Source organism: Flavobacterium sp. LB2P53 (assembly GCF_003970305.1).
GTDB lineage: Bacteria > Bacteroidota > Bacteroidia > Flavobacteriales > Flavobacteriaceae > Flavobacterium.
The window spans coordinates 1-17475 of record NZ_RYDG01000016.1; the positions used below are offsets into that span (position 1 = coordinate 1).

Genomic DNA, 17475 nt, shown 5'->3' on the forward strand with positions numbered 1-17475 from the left:
AATCGAATTCGACCTTTAGTGCTTAAAAATCAAAAAGATGCAATATAAAATTCCTTAACTTAATGACATTGCGCTCGTGCTGCCAAAATAAATCATACCGTTTTTGTCTTTGTAAGCCGAATTATAATTGAATTGATTGTTTAACAGACCATTGTCTTCCGTATACACCTTAATTTTTTTTGACTCTTGATCGAATTCAGCCAGACCTTTTGAAGTACTTATCCAAAGAATATTTTTTTCACCTCCAATAATTGAGTAAAATACATTGCTGGGAAATCCATCTTTAGTAGTATAATTTTTAAATTCATTGCTCTTATAATTATATACATTTAGCCCATTTTCAGTTGCAATCCATAAATCATTTTTATAGTCTTGGAAGATGCCGTTTATAGCATTATTACTGATGCTTTTTGAATTGTCTTTATTATGTTTAAAAACAGTGCGCTTATTAGTCTTTGGATTATAACTAATTAAACCATCCCAATAGGTACCATCCCAAAGAATGCCTTTTTTATCTTCCATAAATGAAGTATAAAAAACCCGTTCTGCAAATCCTTTTATGTTGATGAATTTATCTTTTCCTGCATCGTAAGTTTGTATACCCGTTGAAGTAATAACAAAAATTTGTTTTGAAATATTTTGATAAAGTGTGTAAACAAAATTACTGGACAGACCATGACCATCTCCTACACTGTAATGTTTGATAACTTTTCCAGTGTCGGTATCCATGATGTCAATTCCACGGTCAAACGTTCCGATCCACAGTTTATTTTCTTTGATTAATAGTCCATGAATGTTGTTATGGGTCAATAAGTTGCTATTTTTGGGAAGATCGTAATTAGTAAAAAGTCCCGTCTTGGGATTAAACTTATTAAGTCCAGCATCCTCAGTACCAATCCATAAATTCCCATTTGGGTCCGAACGAATTTCACGAACTGCATTACCGCTAATTGAATTTTCACCAAGTTTTGGATAATATTTTTTGAATTGTATGTACTGTTTTGGATAATAATTAATGCCCCCAAAATAAGTACCTATCCAAACGCCTCCTTCAGAATCTGCTGTCAAGGAATAAACTGCATTATCGGAAATAGAGTAGGGATTATTATAGCTTTTAGTTAAATTTTTATACCTAGAACTCTTCAAATTATAGATAATTAAGCCGGATTCTGTTGCAATCCACAACTCGTTTGGATTAATTTTTAAAAAATCTCTTATGTATAAAGGTTCACCATTATGCAGACGCAATCGTTTGATACTATTGTTACGAATATGATAAACTAGCACACCACTATTTTGTGTTCCGATAAAAATATTATTTTCACCTTCACATATTATTTTGCTAATATTTATGGGAAGTTTGTTTTTTGTGGAGATGTTAATACTAATTTTTTTAAACGAATTTGTTTCTTTATTGTAACCATATAGATTATTATTAAATGCTACCCAAATTCTTCCATCAGGTGCTCTGGTTATTTCTTCTACATTAAACAATAGTTTATTTTTATAACTAACCGTCTTTTTAGTTGCTATTGTGTACTTGAATAAAGTTAAGTCTGCAATGTACCATAGGTTTCCATCATTATCATTCTCAATGTCAACAATGGGTTTGTTTAAAGACTTTCTTAAAAGGCTGAAATCTTCTGCTTTTTCATTGTATTTGAATAATCCATTATTAGTTCCCACCCACAATTGACCATTGTATTCGTGGAGACATTCAATAAAATTACTCCCTATGCTATTAGGACTATTAGTGTCATTTCGAAAAGTTTTAAAAGTGTAGCCATCAAATCTGTTTAACCCATCTTTGGTGCCAAACCACATAAACCCTTTTTTATCTTGAAGAGAGCTAAGCACAGTATTATGTGATAAACCATTTTCGCTTTTATACTTTTTAAAATAAAACTCTTGCCCAAATGAAGAATTGGTCAAGAAATAAATTATGAAGAGGTGAACGATGTATTTTTTCATTTTTTAATCTTAATACTAATTTTGTGAATAAAAGTAAATAAATAGAATGCCAATTTTCAATTCATATTATCCTATAATTATACAATTCATTCCATAAATAATAATATTACTGATAAAATAAATATTATAATTGATTTGTATAAAAAATGACACGTTAAATATAGATTTATTTTTTTTTTTGACCGTGTTTTGTTTAGAAATAACCAAATAACCAAATAAACTATTACAAAATGAAAAAAAATGTACCAAAATTAATTAAATTAGTCATTACCTTAACATTTTGCTTATTTGCGTTCCTAAACAACGCTTATTCTCAAGGCCAAATTAATATTAGCGGTGAAATTAAAGGTAGTGATGGAACTCCATTACCGGGTGCCAATGTCTTAATTTCAGGAACTCAGCTTGGATCTACTGCCGATTTTGATGGGAAATTCACATTGAAAAATGTTTCTTCTAATGCTGTGTTAGACTTTAGCTATATTGGTTATCAGAGCCAATCAATTAAAGTCAATGGACGTACTACAATTAATGTTGTTTTAATTTCAGACAGCGGTAATTTAGACGAGGTGGTCATAATTGGATACCAATCGATACGAAAAAGTGATTTAACAGGTGCTATTGCTGTTATTGATCCAACTAAAACAAATAAAAACATCTCAAACTCCCTTGCTGAATCTCTGCAAGGATTAGCCGCAGGTGTAACTGTTAGAAACGGTGGACAACCGGGACAAAATTCTCAAATAGAGATAAGAGGATCAGCTAGCTTTGTTAATTCTAATCCATTATACATTATTGACGGAATGATTACTGACGCAAATCAAACCATAAATAATAATGATATTGAGTCTATCCAAATTTTAAAAGATGCATCTGCAGCAGCGATTTACGGTTCAAGAGCTGCCAATGGAGTTATTATTATTAAAACTAAATCAGGCAAAGAAGGACCACTTAAAATTTCCGTTACGCTTAACACTGGGATACAACAAATTCCTAAAACTTGGGATGTAATGAACAATGCCCAATATGCCGAATTACAAAAAACAAGTTATACAAATTCTGGATTAATGCCTCCTTTATCAATTGGAGCAAATTTTAATCCCAATATCAATACAAATTGGCAGGATGAAGTGACGAGAACCGGAAATACTGTAGACTTAAACATTGGCGCCTCTGGGGGTACTAAAACTTCTTCCTATTTTCTTTCTGCAAGCCAGTTTGAAAACAAAGGAGTGCTAATTGGAAGGTCTTTTCAAAGAACATCTTTTAGAGTGAATACCCAGATGAAAAAAGGTATCGTAACTATCGGAGAAAATTTATTAATATCTAATTCAACCACAAAACAACCTTTAGGATCTTTTGATACGGGTAATCCTTTTTTCGATATGGTGACTATGTTGCCTGTTATTCCTGTAAAAGGTGACGGGTACATAAATGCTAATAATCCTGGAGGTTGGGGAATAGGAACTGTAGATGCCGTTTCATTTTCAAAGAATCAAGTTGCCGTTACTGATGTTTTACGTGAAAACATAAATTTTGCGAAATTAGTTGGTAATGCTTTTGTAAATGTGGAGATAATAGAGGGTTTAAGCTATAAATTTAATGTTGGTGTTGATGCAAGTTTTGACTTTTCTAAAGGAATAAGACGAAATGGAGTTACCCAATTTAATGCTGCAGTTCGCCCTAGTTTTATCGCTGACAATAGATCAAGATTTATCAGTGTTTTGATGGAACATACCCTTAATTTTAACAAAAAAGTAGGGAAACATAATTTAAATGGTGTAGTAGGTATTTCTGACCAACAAACAAAAAGAGATTTCTCTTTAGCTATGAGAAGTAACATTACGGAATTGGGAGATCAAATATTTACCCAAATAAATTCAACAACAGGAACATCAACTAGCGAAGGTGCAATCACAGATGATTATAGAACTTTTGGTTATCTAGGGCGAATAAATTATGATTATGCCAGTAAATATTATGTAACCCTTACAGGAAGAATTGACAAAGACAGTCGTTTTAGTAAAGACAATAGAACAGGTAATTTTCCATCAATAGCGGGTGCTTGGAGAATTAGTAAAGAAGATTTTTTTAATGTTCCTTGGATTGATGATTTGAAAATAAATGCTTCGTATGGTGAGTTGGGAATCGTAACCTTGGGTTCTTTTGATTGGCAAGGAACAATAAATAACAATACAAGAGCGATTCTTGGCGGTATGCCTCAAGTGGGTTCCTATCAAGCTACATTGGTGAACCCGGATTTACGTTGGGAAAATAGAAAAACACAAAATTATGGTCTAGAAACATCATTATTTAAAAATACAGTAAAACTGTCTGCGGCATATTATAATTCATTGTCTGAAGATGCCTTAGTTACTAATTTGCCTATTGCCGTTTATTTAGGTAATTTAGGGGGTACTCCTCCAGTAAATGCAGGCTCAATTAGAAATACTGGATTTGAACTTGAAGCTTCATACGCGAACAATGTCAATGAATTTAAATGGAATGTTGGTTTAAATTTTACAACCATAAAAAACCGTGTTGAAAAAGTTGGAAACCGTGGAGAAGGCATAGATTACATACAAACTGGATTGACAAGGTCCAAGGTGGGACAACCTTTAGGCCAATGGTATTTGTTAAAAACAGATGGTATTTTTCAAAACCAATCTGAAATAGATGCTCACTCGTTAAATGGCAATTTGATTCAGCCTTTTGCAAAACCTGGAGATGTCAAATTTGTAGACAGCAATGCGGATGGAAGAATATCTGATACGGACAGAGACTTTAGTGGATCTTCATCATGGCCAACTTTACAAACAGGATTACAACTTGGAGCTAATTATAAGAATTTTGATTTAAGTGCGCAGTTTGTGGGGATCTTTGGAAATGAAATATTTAATAGTGTGAGACAACAGTTAGATTCCTATCAAAATACAAACTTTAGAAGTGATGTAAATCCCTGGACCCCAACAAATACAAATACAAGTGACCCGAGAATTGGTGTAGCAACAAATGATCAAGGTTTGGTTGACAACGCTAGATTTAGTTCAGATAGATGGTTGGAAGATGGCTCATACCTTAGATTGCGAAATATTCAACTAGGATATTCATTTGAAGACAGTATTCTAAAAAAATTAAAAATGACTGGATTGCGTGTTTATGCAACAGGACAAAATTTATTTACAATTACCAAATATTCTGGACTTGATTCCGATGTGCAAGGTAATGGTATTCTCGAAAGAGGTGTGGACAACGGAAACTGGCCTTCAAATCGAATTCTTGCATTTGGTGTAAATCTAGAATTTTAAAAACAAAAAACTAAAGTAAAAAATTATGAAAAATATATTAATATTATTTGTACTGTTAACAATTTTTTCTTCTTGTAGTGACGAGTTAGATAAAGTTAACCCAAACGAAGTAACTAACCAAAGTTTTTGGCAGAATGAAAGAGATGCTGTAAAAGGTATTAATGCCTGTTATAGTACCTTGCACAGAGGAGGATTTTCAAGATGGCAACCCATGCTTTATGATTTGCGATCCGATGTGGGTGTAAGTTATAGCCCCTGGAGTGATTTGGCCAATGCGATGAATAATTTCATACAACCAGACTCTAATTTTGGACCAATGGTTGATGTTTATTTTGATAATTATGTTGGAATCAATAGAGCAAATGCTGTCCTTGCAAATGTGCCGGCTATAACTATGGATTCAAACTTGAAAGCAAGAGTATTGGGCGAAGCCTATTTTTTCAGAGGAATGCATTATTATCATTTAGCCAGTTTGTGGGGCAATGTTGTTTTGCAATTAAAACCATCTGCACCAACAGATTTACCAACAACTTCGACTGAGGCTAAAGTTTGGGCTCAAGTAGTTAAGGATTTAACGGAAGCCGTTGCCAGTTTACCAAAGAGCTATGCGGATCCAAAAGATCAAGGAAGAATTACTAAAGGCGGTGCCAATGCTTTATTAGCAAAAGCCTACATGCAATTAGGCGATTACGAAGCTGCTAAAAAAGCGCTTGATTATTTAGTTGTTGGCGATGGAGCTAGTGCCTATAATTTAGTGTCGAATTATTCCGAAAATTTCAAAATCACTTCAGAATTTAATACAGAATCCGTAATTGAATGGAGCTATATTGAAAATCCTACAGAAGGAACAGATAATGACGTACAAACCGCTAACCATAATTATGGAACATCTATTGGTCAATTCTATGCACCACCTGGAGTAGGGTTTTCAGATGCTGAAGCATTAAGATGGGTAGTTGATGAATTTGAAATTGAAAAAACGGTTTCAAACGAAAGAGATCCCAGACTGCCGGCAACATTTTTATACAACTTTACTAACGAAGCCGGTCCTGCTGCCACAATGGTTTATGGTCAAACATTTTTACAAAGATATGGCAACAATAAAAGGGTATCTTTTAGAAAGTTCCTTCACGATCACGCTAGAAATTATGAAGGCTTCAGAGGAATTAACAACTACAGATTTATTCGGTATGCTGATGTTCTTTTAATGTATGCTGAATGTTTGAATGCAACTGGAAAAACTAACGATGCCTACCAATATGTTAATCGAGTACGGTCAAGAGCAGGCTTAGCGCCCTTAGCAACCGGGAAGTCACAGCAAGCATTTTTAACTCAAATCAAGCATGAACGCCTCTTAGAATTATCAGGTGAAGGTCATAGATTTAACGATTTAAAAAGATGGGGTGATTTAGTACCAACATTAAGTAGCAAGGATCCTGGATTTAATAATTTTGTAAAAGGGAAACACGAATTACTGCCTATACCACAAAGAGACTTGGATATTAATCCAAATATGACACAGAATCCTAATTGGTAAAATACAGATTAAAAACCCGTTGGTGCTGTTTTTTTTAATCATTTGCACCTAACGGGTTTTATCCTAAATATTTAATTTAAGAACTACAAGTATGGAATCACTAAAAATAAAATTGAGAAAATGTGGAGCCATTTCTATTGTCTGTCTTACGGTAAGTTTATTTATTTCTTGCAACAGTAGCCAAATTAGCAGTGAAAGTCCAAAAATTGACGCAATGTCTACTGCTACTACGTTTAAAAATCCAATTCTGAGCTCTGGTGCTGATCCTTGGGTGTATAAAAATGGCAATGAATATATTGTGACATTTACTACCGGAAATAATATCACATTGATGCGAACAGAGAAAATGTCTGAACTTAAAAATGGTACAAAAAAAATAATTTGGACCCCACCCTCGTCTGGTTTTAATTCGAAAGAAATATGGGCACCCGAATTACATAAAATTAATGGAAAATGGTATGTCTATTATGCTGCAAGTGATGGCGATAATAAAAATCACAAAATGTGGGTTCTTGAAAATTCGTCACAAGATCCATTTCTGGGAACATGGGTAGATAAGGGGGAATTAAAACTGCCCGATGATAAATGGGCAATCGATGGAACCCATATCGAGATTAACAACGAGTATTACTTTGCCTGGTCTGGATGGTCTGGTGATACTAATGTCAGTCAAAATTTATACATAGCCAAATTAGAAACCCCCTTTAAAGTTTCAACAGAAAGAGTATGTTTATTGAAACCAACCGCAACTTGGGAAACTAATAATACCAATCCTTTGGTAGCAGAAGCACCCCAATTTTTAATTAGAGACAATAAGGTATTCTTGTTCTATTCGGCAGGAGGATGTTGGACAGATGGATATAGCATTGGAATGATATCGATGGAAGTATCAAAAAATCCTTTAGATGTAAACTCATGGACAAGAAGCGAAAACAATCCTCTTTTTAAATCTAATACAACTGGAAACACCTTTGGGCCCGGTCACAATTCTTTCTTTAAATCTTTAAACGGCAAAGAGGATTGGATTCTATATCATGCCAACCCGCAACCTGGACAAGGATGTGGAGAAAATAGATCAATGAGAATGCAGCAATTTACGTGGGATAACAATGGTTTTCCAGTTTTTGGAATTTCGGAACCACTTAATAAAGAATTAATTATCCCTGCAGGGGAATAATTTAAAAATATTTAATCCTTAATGTATTAATATTCATAGGATTAATGGTTTGAGTTAGTTAATTAAACAACCGTTTTTTTATCAAAACGGTTGTTTTTCAATAACGAAAAAATAATAATTAAATCTCAATAATACTAAAATGAAAAAATATATCGTAAACCTGTTTGCTATACTTACTTTAAATGCAGGATTGGCTCAAGAAAACAAACAATACAATCAGAACAAATGGTCTATTGAAAGAGCAGAAAATTGGCATGCTCAAAATAATTGGATGGTAGGAGCTAATTTTATCCCAAGTACAGCTATAAATCAATTGGAGATGTGGCAGGCAGACACGTTTGATCAAGGAACAATTGACAAAGAATTAGGGTATGCTCAAAGTATTGGCATGAACACCATGCGTGTATACCTGCATAGTTTAGTGTACAAGGAGAATCCGGAAGGTTTTAAAAATCGGATCAAAACATATTTAAAAATAGCAGATAAACACAGTATAAAAACTATTTTTGTAATATTTGATGATGTATGGGATAAAAACCCAAAAATGGGTGTACAGCCAAGTCCTAAACCAGGAATACATAATTCTGGTTGGGTACAAGATCCAGGAGATCCTGCCTCTAAAGAAGATAAAAACTTTCCGGAACTAAAAATTTATGTTCAAGATATCATCAAAACATTTTCCAAAGATGACCGTATCGTGATGTGGGATTTATATAATGAACCCGGTAATAGTGAAAAATTGAATACTTCAATGAATCTTCTTTCTAAAGTTTTTGAATGGGCTAGAGAAATTAACCCAAGTCAACCTTTAACGGCTGGATTGTGGACTTGGAGTTTTCAAGAACTCAATGCTTTCCAAGCTTTAAATTCTGATATTATTACATACCACCATTATGGGGACGCTGCAGAGCATCAACAAGTAATTCACTTATTAAAATCACATGGTAGACCCATGATTTGTACAGAATATATGGCTCGAACTAGAAATAGCAGGTTTTCAAATATTCTGCCATTATTAAAAAAAGAAAACATTGGAGCAATTAATTGGGGCTTAGTAGCAGGAAAGTCAAATACTATTTATCAATGGGACACTCCTATGGTAAATGGGGAAGAGCCTATTGAATGGTTTCACGATGTGTTTACAAAGGATGGTGCGCCATATCGTCAAGATGAGGTAAATTTGATAAAAAAATTGACTGCAAAAAAATAATGACATTCAACCTGCTTGATTAGAACAACCAAAGTTTGTAAAAACATCAAAAAAAGAGAAGGGCTAATTTACAGTCCGATTAAATTGAACAATAAAAAATAATATTCATGAAATTAAACAAAGTGCTTTTAGCTTTTTTTATTTGTTGTTTTCAAGCAGGAATTTCTCAGACATTTACGCAACCTATTGCAGATTTAGCAGATCCTCATATTACTTATGTAAACGGATACTATTACTACACTGGAACTACTGGTGGAGACATTTCTATTAAAAAGGCAACAACTCTTGAAGGCTTAAAACAAGTGAGATTAACAAGATTATTTGGACCGGGAAATGTGGGTGCTCAAACAGGAGACTATTGGGCACCCGAATTACATCAACTGGATGGGAAGTGGTATATTTATTACACTGCTAAAGAAACAGGGTCAAATGTTCAAAAATCATTTGTGATCGAAAACAGTACCAGCGACCCAATGTCAAATAATTGGAATTTCAGGGGAAAGCTTTCTTCTACGGGTGCGGATTATTATGCTATAGACGGAACAGTTTTGGAACTTTTAGGGAATCGCTATTTTTTCTGGTCAGGAATAGACGCAACAACAAATGCACTTGGAAGAGATAAACCGCAAAGAATTTATGTGTCTTTAATGAGTAATCCGTGGACTCTGACTGGCTCAAGGTCATTGTTATCAAGCCCAGGGGAATTGTCTGGAGGAAATTTTGGTGATGTAAATGAAGGACCTGAAATTCTTTTAAAAAACGGAAAGATATTTATGGCCTATTCTGCCAATGGTTGTTGGACACCAGACTACAAAATGGGGATGATGTATATGAATGATTCGGCTAATCCTTTACTTCTGTCTTCTTGGACAAAGATGCCTGACCCTGTTTTTGCAACAAATGCGGCAACCCGTAGCTATGGTCCAGGACACAATTGTTTCTTTAAATCTCCAGACGGTACAGAAGATTGGTTTGCCTATCATGCAACGCCAAATTCTGGAGGTGATTGTGGAAATACTAGAACTACAAGAGCTCAAAAAATCACTTTTGATGGAAGCGGAATTCCACAATTTGAACAGCCTTCCGTTATAGGTGAACCAATAAAAGCACCCAGTGGAGAGCCTGCATTACCTATTCTAGCAGTGGCAAATGGGCTGTATAAGATTAAGCAAAAGAACACCACAAAATTAGTTGAAATTGCAGGAGCTGTTTATGGTAATCCTGCAAACATCATTCAATGGGAGGACAACGGAGGACTAGGGCAAAAATGGTGGATTCAAGCTACTGGGGATGGTTATTATACTTTTATATCTGCATTGAGTGGTTTAGCAATGGAAATTGGAGGTTGTAGCGTTTCTAATCTAGCCAGTGCCACAATTTGGACGCCTAATGGAGCTCCTTGTCAATTATGGTCTATAACGGATATCGGTTCAGGGAATTATAGTATTACTAATAAGAATAGTGGTAAAACACTCGAGATAGATGCTGCTGATATTAATGTTAATGGGGGAAATGTTCAGCAAAACACTTCGACTGGAACAGATAATCAACAGTTTAAACTTGAATTTGTAAGAGCAACGTTAAACACATTAAATAGGGATAGGTCTAACACGGTGAAAATTTATCCAAATCCAGCAAAAGAAAAATTTACAATTACTGGACTAAATAACCAAGACAGCATTGTACAAATCAAAATTATTGATATTGCAGGGAAAACTATAAGAGAAACTAATACGACTACAACTGATGGGGAATGTAAGGTTGATGTTTCGTCTTTAAAATCAGGATTATATTTTATTCATATTTCTAATGAAGGAAATACGATTTACGAAAAAATAATTATTGATTAAATCCCTTGTTGAAAAGCATGTAAAACATCCAGAATTGAGTCAAAAACAATTAAAAAAAAACAATGAAAAAAGCGATTTTAATTATGTCTTTTATGTTCATTACAGTAATAACTATTGGGCAAAACAAAAAACACATGAATACTAAACTACTTAAAAAAAGCGATTTTGAAAGAGAAATAGATGGTAAACAGATCTCACTGTATACGTTAAAGAATAATTCGGGAATGATTTCGGAAATTACCAATTATGGGGGTAAAGTTGTTTCATTATGGACCCCAGATAGAAAAGGTCATTATGAGGATATAGTTTTGGGATATCCAAATATTGATGATTATTTAAATTCTAAAGAAAAATATTTTGGAGCTTTAATAGGTAGATATGGTAATCGTATTGCGAACGGAAAATTTTCAGTAGATGGTAAAGAATATGATTTGGCCAAAAACAATGGCCTGAACCATCTTCATGGAGGAAATAAAGGATTTGAATCTGTTGTTTGGGATGCTGTACAGGTGGATCATCAAACTTTAGAACTACGATATGAATCAAAAAACATGGAAGAAGGTTATCCTGGAAATCTTGTTGTAAAGGTTGTTTACAAACTTACAAACAATAACGAATTGAAAATTGAGTATTGGGCATCCACTGATGCTCCAACGGTAGTAAACTTAACTCATCATTCATTTTTTAATTTAAAAGGAGCTGGAAACGGGACGATCAACAACCATCTTTTACAGATCAATGCGGCCTATTACACACCAGTTGACGAAGGGTTAATTCCTACTGGAGAAATAGCCAGTTTAGAGAATACAGCTTTTGACTTCCAAAAAATAACTGCAATTGGGCAAAGAGTCAATGCCGAAAATCAGCAACTCAAATATGGTCTTGGTTACGACCACAACTTTGTCCTTAATCAAAATTTGGAAGGTTTAAACTATGCCGCAAAGGTTATAGAACCTGTGTCCGGGAGAACTATGGAAGTTTACACAAATGAACCTGGATTGCAGTTTTACGGAGGGAACTTTTTAAATGGTACTGAAATCGGAAAAAAAAGTAAAGCTTATGAGTATAGAACAGCTTTTTGTTTGGAGACCCAACATTTCCCGGATAGCCCTAATAAAAATCATTTCCCTACAACTACAGTAAATCCCGGGGAAAAATACTATTCTATTTGTATTTATAAGTTTTTTATTTCAAAATAAGGCAAAATTTTAAATTATATAAGATGACTATCCGCTAAGTGGGCTAAATTTTCAAGAGAGAACTATTTCTAAAAAAGTTAGCCAATAATTTTATTAATTTTCACCAATTTTTTTAAAATTAGAATAGAAATTCGCGGCAATTCGGGGCTTGAATAATGAATTGGTATTAGTTACTGACAACCATTTTATATAAATAAGGACAAGCAATACTTTAGTTTTGTCAAAGCAATAAATTTGTATCTTTAAATCAACAGTTCAACCGATGAGCTGGACCTACGTAGCGAATAAAGTTAACGCCTTATCGCTTGATTAGGACTTCATCGGTTTTTAGTAAAAAGTATCAGAGTAGGGATTTTATAGGGTTTAGCTCATCATAACGAATTCCTGACATTCAAAGCACTCTTATTCTCAATTTGTTCTTTTGTACCTTTTAAAATCATCTGTGCCAAAATTCTTCCCATAGCTTCAAAATTCGTTGAAATGGTTGTGATTCCGTTTTCAACTACTTTTTTCAAAGGCGTTTCGTTGTAGGAAATAACGCCGAAATCACTACCTAGATTTAAGTTTTGAAGTTTTGATTTTTCAATTACACGCACTAAATCCCTGTCACTCGGGATGATGTACACTTCACCTTTATTAATTTCCCGATTCTTAAATTCAGTAATGATTTCATAATCGAAAGCAAAGTCTTTGCAAAAATTCTCAAAACCAATTCTCATTCCCAAAGGTTCACGAAATCCCGGAAAAATCATAATCATTTTTTCATATTTATCTAGTCTGGATTTCCCTTTCAGTAAGCCCTCATAAATGTCTTTTACGAAATTTTGATACACGGCAGGAAAGGATTTTAGTTCTGGATTGGTCTGGTCTAATATGTATACATCATTAACTGGTAGGGTTTTTATCACGATGGCGGCCTGGGTTAAATTGGTCGGCATGATGATGTATTTGGTGTAATTGCCATTACTGTCATTAATTAGTTTCTGGAAAACAGGAGCATTAAAATGATGGAAGAAAATGTCTACCTGAACATTTGTACCAATGTTTTCCAGAAACGAATTATACAGGTCTTCTTTGAAAATATTCAATTCGTCAAAAAGTAAAAAAATCCGTTGTTTTATAGTGACTTCAACACTTTTTATATAATAGCCTTTGCCCGGAATGGCATAAATAATACCTCTTTTTTTTAATTCGTCGTAGGCTAGAAGAACCGTATCTCGAGACAATGAAAACTCTAAGCACACTTTATTTATTGAGGGGAGTTTGTCTCCTTTTATTAATTTTCCTTCTTCAATTCCCTTCTCAACGGTAATGATAATTTGTTTGTATTTAGGAACTCCAATATTGTTTTGAATGGAAATTATTTTCATAAAAAATGGAATTTCTTGGCAATATACAAAAACTGGTAGGTACTGGTATGTAAGTAACAGTAATTATTTTACTTTTGGTTTTAATATTTCATAAATAAATAATGAAAATAAAACACATATCACATTTTAAAGCTAATTCTGTAATGAAATTATTTGGTTTTACATCAGATGGTGAAGAGGTTTCTCTTTATGAATTAACTAACAAAAATGGAATGCAACTTAAAATCACCAATTATGGTGCAACTATTACTTCGTTGAAAATGCCACTGAAAAACGGTGCATTGGTAGATGTGGTATTGGGTTTTGATACTTTAGATGCTTACATAAAATCATTTGATCTGGAAAGTGCGCCATACTTTGGTGCAACCATTGGAAGATATGCTGGCAGAATTAATAATGGCTTTTTTAGTTTGAACGGTAAAGCTTTTCATTTAAATAAAAACAATAACAATAATTCGTTACATGGTGGAAATATTGGATATAGTCAAAAAAATTGGCGAGTAAAAAACGTGAAAGAAGGCAAAAACCCGGCTATTACTTTCGCATATTTTAGTCCTGATGGGGAAGAAAATTATCCAGGAGGCTTATCAGTAGAAATCACCTATATGGTATCGGAAGACAATGAATTAATTATAGAGTATAAAGCTATTTCGACCGAAGATACAGTTGTGAATTTAACCCATCACAGTTATTTTAATCTCGATGGTCACGATTCTGATATTTTAGAACAGGAGTTAATCGTTAACGCTCAAAAAATGGTAGAGACTACTGATCAAAATAGTCCAACTGGTAGATTTTTGGATTTAGATAATATACCTTTCGATTTTAATCAACCTAAAAAGTGTCCTCCAAAAATTGATGCCACTTTTGTATTAGAAAAGGAAAATGAATTTGCTGCTTCTCTTTTTAATAAAAATAATAATTTGAAAATGACCGTTTATACGAATCAACCTGGGGTTCATATTTATGTTGGTGGGAACTGTTTTAATACAATAAAAGGAAAAGAAAATGCAAATTATCATGCTTTGAGCGGTATTTGTTTTGAGACGCAAAATTTTCCTGATGCACCAAATCACGAACATTTCCCGAATGCTATTCTAAAAAAAGGTGAAATATATTATCATAAAACAAGTTATAAATTCCAATCTTTTTAAAATGAAAAATAGTAAAACTATATTGTCGTTGTTACTGTTATTTTTGTTTTTTACGTCCAGTAATTCTCAAACGAATGTGGATCATACGCCAACTCCAATAGTTGCTACTTTTGCAAAAGGAGCTGATATAGGATGGTTGCCACAAATGGAAGCCACAGGATATAAATTTTATGATACTGACGGTATTGAAAAAGATTGTTTGCAACTCCTAAAGGACAGAGGAATGAATACCATTCGGCTTCGTGTTTGGGTCAATCCAAATGACGATAAAGCCAGTGGACATTGCAGCAAGGGAGAAACCGTTGTCATGGCTTTGCGTGCGCAAAAAATGGGAATGCGCATCATGATCAATTTTCATTATAGCGATTCGTGGGCCGATCCGGCAAAACAAGCGAAACCCGCAGCCTGGGCAAATCATACTTTTCAGGAGTTAATGACGGATGTGTATGATCATACTTTTGATGTTTTGAATGCCTTGAAATCAGCAGGAGTTACTCCGGAATGGGTTCAGGTAGGCAATGAAATTCCAGGTGGAATGATGTGGCCGGAAGGAAGTACCAAAAACTGGAATCAATTGGCACAATTACTCAACAAAGGGTATGAAGCTACAAAAGCTATTGATCCTAAAATTAAAGTAATCGTTCATCTTGACGAAGGAAATAATAATGAAAAATTCAGATTATTTTTTGATAACGCTACAGCAAATAATGTAAAGTACGACGTGATTGGACTGTCCTATTATCCTTTTTGGATCAAGAAAGATTACACAGAAACTATTGCGGATTTAGCGTATAATCTAAACGATATGGTGGACAGATACAACAAAGAAGTGATGGTTGTAGAAGTTGGTGGGGAATATGACAAAGCGCAAAATACGTACGAAATGTTAGCAGCAACAATCAAAGCAGTCGAAGCGGTACCAAATAACAAAGGACTTGGCGTAATGTATTGGGAACCACAAGGAGAAAAAAGTTGGAGCGGTTATTCCCTGAGTGCTTGGCAGTCTGACGGAAAACCATCAATGGCTTTAGATGCGTTTAAGGATTAGTTAAAGAAAAGAAATGCCGCTTAATCCTAGGAAAAAACAGCATTTTATTAATTTTTTTTGCAACATAAGTAAGTCGAAAGTTTAAAAGTCGTAAAGTCAAAAGAATTAACTTTAAGTAAAATAGCTTTAAATCAGATTGTTACATAATTTTATCCTGATTTTAAAATACGACATTATACCATGGTTATTACTTATAAGTCATTGAAGTTTTTAATTTGAATTAAATCAAGTAAAAACTCGGTATTCGTTTAAGTAAAGTCATTAATCATTTAAAGAATATTTTAACTTACATTCACTGTAAATGGTTAATTGACAGGCGTACAATGCTATACAACCAGAAGTACATGGAGCAGGACTAAAGAGCGGTAAATTGACCTTGTACGCTACTAAATAAACCAAAATCCATATAGTTTTACTGAATATTTAAAACAACAACAACAACAACAACAACGAGTTCCTAAAAAAGGAAATGGATAATTTTTAAATCATGGATGACATTTTAGTACACAAAACAATTGATTTTTTTCAGGAGACTTTTGGATCAGAGCCTGAAAAAATTGTTCTTTCCCCGGGCAGAATCAATATTATAGGAGAGCACATTGATTACAACGATGGTTTTGTTTTGCCGGCAGCCATCGATAAAATTATTTGTTTTGCTTTCGAAAAAAACAATTCGGATACCGCTAAAATTGTGGCTATAGATTTGAATGACGAGTTCGAAGTTTATACAAACGAAGAGCAAAATCAGACGGATAGTGTATGGACAAATTACCTGCGTGGTGTTCTGAATCAATTGAAAAGGAACGGTTATTCCGTGGAGGGTTTCAATTGTGTTTTCAGCAGTAATATTCCGGTTGGTTCCGGTTTGTCATCTTCGGCGGCTTTAGAATGTGGCTTTTTGTATGGTTTAAATGAACTGTTCAATTTTAAAATTAAACCCATTGATATTGCGCTTATGGGACAAAAAGCAGAACATTGGGTGGGAATCAATTGCGGAATTATGGACCAGTTTTCCAGTGTAATGGGTCTTGAAAACAAAGTCATAAAAATTGATTGCAGGACATTAGAATATGAATACCATAATGCTAATTTTAGTGATTACTCCTTAGTTTTATTCGATAGTAATGTCAAACATTCCTTGTTTAGCTCGGCTTACAATACCAGACGGAAAGAATGTGAAGAAGGAATATCGATAATTAGTGCTTATTTCCCGGAAATTAGTAGTTTTAGAGATTGTAAAGAAGAGGACGTTTGGAGTCTAAAAGATAAAATGTCTGCGAATGTTTTCAAAAGGAGCCTTTTTGTAGTGAAAGAAATGAATCGCGTGAAACTGGCTTGTGACGCTTTGGATGATGGAAACATTGAAGTTTTAGGACAGCTAATGTTCAGTACGCACGAAGGATTATCATTGGATTATGAAGTGAGTTGCGCCGAATTGGATTTTTTAGTACACACGGTGAAAGAGGACAGATCAGTGATAGGCTCTCGATTAATGGGCGGCGGTTTTGGTGGTTGTACCATTAATTTGATTAAAAAAGGACAAGAAGAGCGAATTAAACAGCAGCTTTCTACTCTTTATTTAGATAAATTTGGAATAGAATTAAAAATTTATGATGTTAAAATCGGAAATGGAACATCACTTTACACTGCTTAA

General features: G+C 34.0%; 11 protein-coding genes. 9 read left to right on the top strand and 2 right to left on the bottom strand.

The window, feature by feature from the left end; genetic code table 11:
* Positions 1-54: 54 nt before the first annotated feature.
* A complete protein-coding gene (locus EKL95_RS14270) occupies positions 55-1971 on the bottom strand; it encodes a two-component regulator propeller domain-containing protein (protein WP_126564488.1) in 1917 nt (638 codons plus the stop codon).
* A 230-nt stretch (positions 1972-2201) separates the two neighbouring features.
* On the opposite strand from EKL95_RS14270, the gene EKL95_RS14275 reads away from it, so the two are divergent.
* From EKL95_RS14275 to EKL95_RS14300, 6 genes are all read left to right on the top strand, one after another.
* Positions 2202-5276 (top strand): SusC/RagA family TonB-linked outer membrane protein, encoded by a 3075-nt coding sequence (locus tag EKL95_RS14275; protein WP_126564489.1) that lies wholly within the window; start codon positions 2202-2204, stop codon positions 5274-5276.
* 25 nt (positions 5277-5301) lie between these two features.
* Complete coding sequence (locus EKL95_RS14280) at positions 5302-6813, top strand: RagB/SusD family nutrient uptake outer membrane protein (protein WP_126564490.1); 1512 nt, start codon at positions 5302-5304, stop codon at positions 6811-6813.
* Positions 6814-6904: 91 nt separating this feature from the next.
* On the top strand, positions 6905-7990 hold the full coding sequence (locus EKL95_RS14285) for a family 43 glycosylhydrolase (RefSeq protein WP_231507428.1): 1086 nt from the start codon (positions 6905-6907) through the stop codon (positions 7988-7990).
* Positions 7991-8129: 139 nt separating this feature from the next.
* On the top strand, positions 8130-9200 hold the full coding sequence (locus tag EKL95_RS14290) for a glycoside hydrolase family 2 TIM barrel-domain containing protein (protein WP_126564491.1): 1071 nt from the start codon (positions 8130-8132) through the stop codon (positions 9198-9200).
* A gap of 107 nt (positions 9201-9307) precedes the next feature.
* Positions 9308-11050 (top strand): family 43 glycosylhydrolase, encoded by a 1743-nt coding sequence (locus EKL95_RS14295; protein ID WP_126564492.1) that lies wholly within the window; start codon positions 9308-9310, stop codon positions 11048-11050.
* 62 nt (positions 11051-11112) lie between these two features.
* Entirely contained in the window at positions 11113-12249 is a 1137-nt protein-coding gene (locus EKL95_RS14300; RefSeq protein WP_126564493.1) for an aldose epimerase family protein, read from the top strand.
* Between the two features lie 371 nt (positions 12250-12620).
* Here EKL95_RS14300 and EKL95_RS14305 read toward each other — a convergent pair whose 3' ends face one another.
* Positions 12621-13619, bottom strand: a complete 999-nt coding sequence (locus EKL95_RS14305; RefSeq protein ID WP_126564494.1) for a GntR family transcriptional regulator — start codon at positions 13617-13619, stop codon at positions 12621-12623.
* Positions 13620-13720: 101 nt separating this feature from the next.
* Here EKL95_RS14305 and EKL95_RS14310 point away from each other — a divergent pair, with 101 nt between their 5' ends.
* The 3 genes from EKL95_RS14310 to galK all read left to right on the top strand — a co-directional run bounded on the left by EKL95_RS14310 (position 13721) and on the right by galK (position 17475).
* The gene (locus tag EKL95_RS14310; RefSeq protein WP_199736853.1) at positions 13721-14773 is read left to right on the top strand and encodes an aldose epimerase family protein; all 1053 of its coding nucleotides are present in this window, start codon (positions 13721-13723) and stop codon (positions 14771-14773) included.
* Between the two features lies 1 nt (position 14774).
* The gene (locus EKL95_RS14315) at positions 14775-15821 is read left to right on the top strand and encodes an arabinogalactan endo-beta-1,4-galactanase (RefSeq protein ID WP_126564495.1); all 1047 of its coding nucleotides are present in this window, start codon (positions 14775-14777) and stop codon (positions 15819-15821) included.
* Between the two features lie 487 nt (positions 15822-16308).
* Entirely contained in the window at positions 16309-17475 is a 1167-nt protein-coding gene (galK, locus tag EKL95_RS14320) for a galactokinase (protein WP_126564496.1), read from the top strand.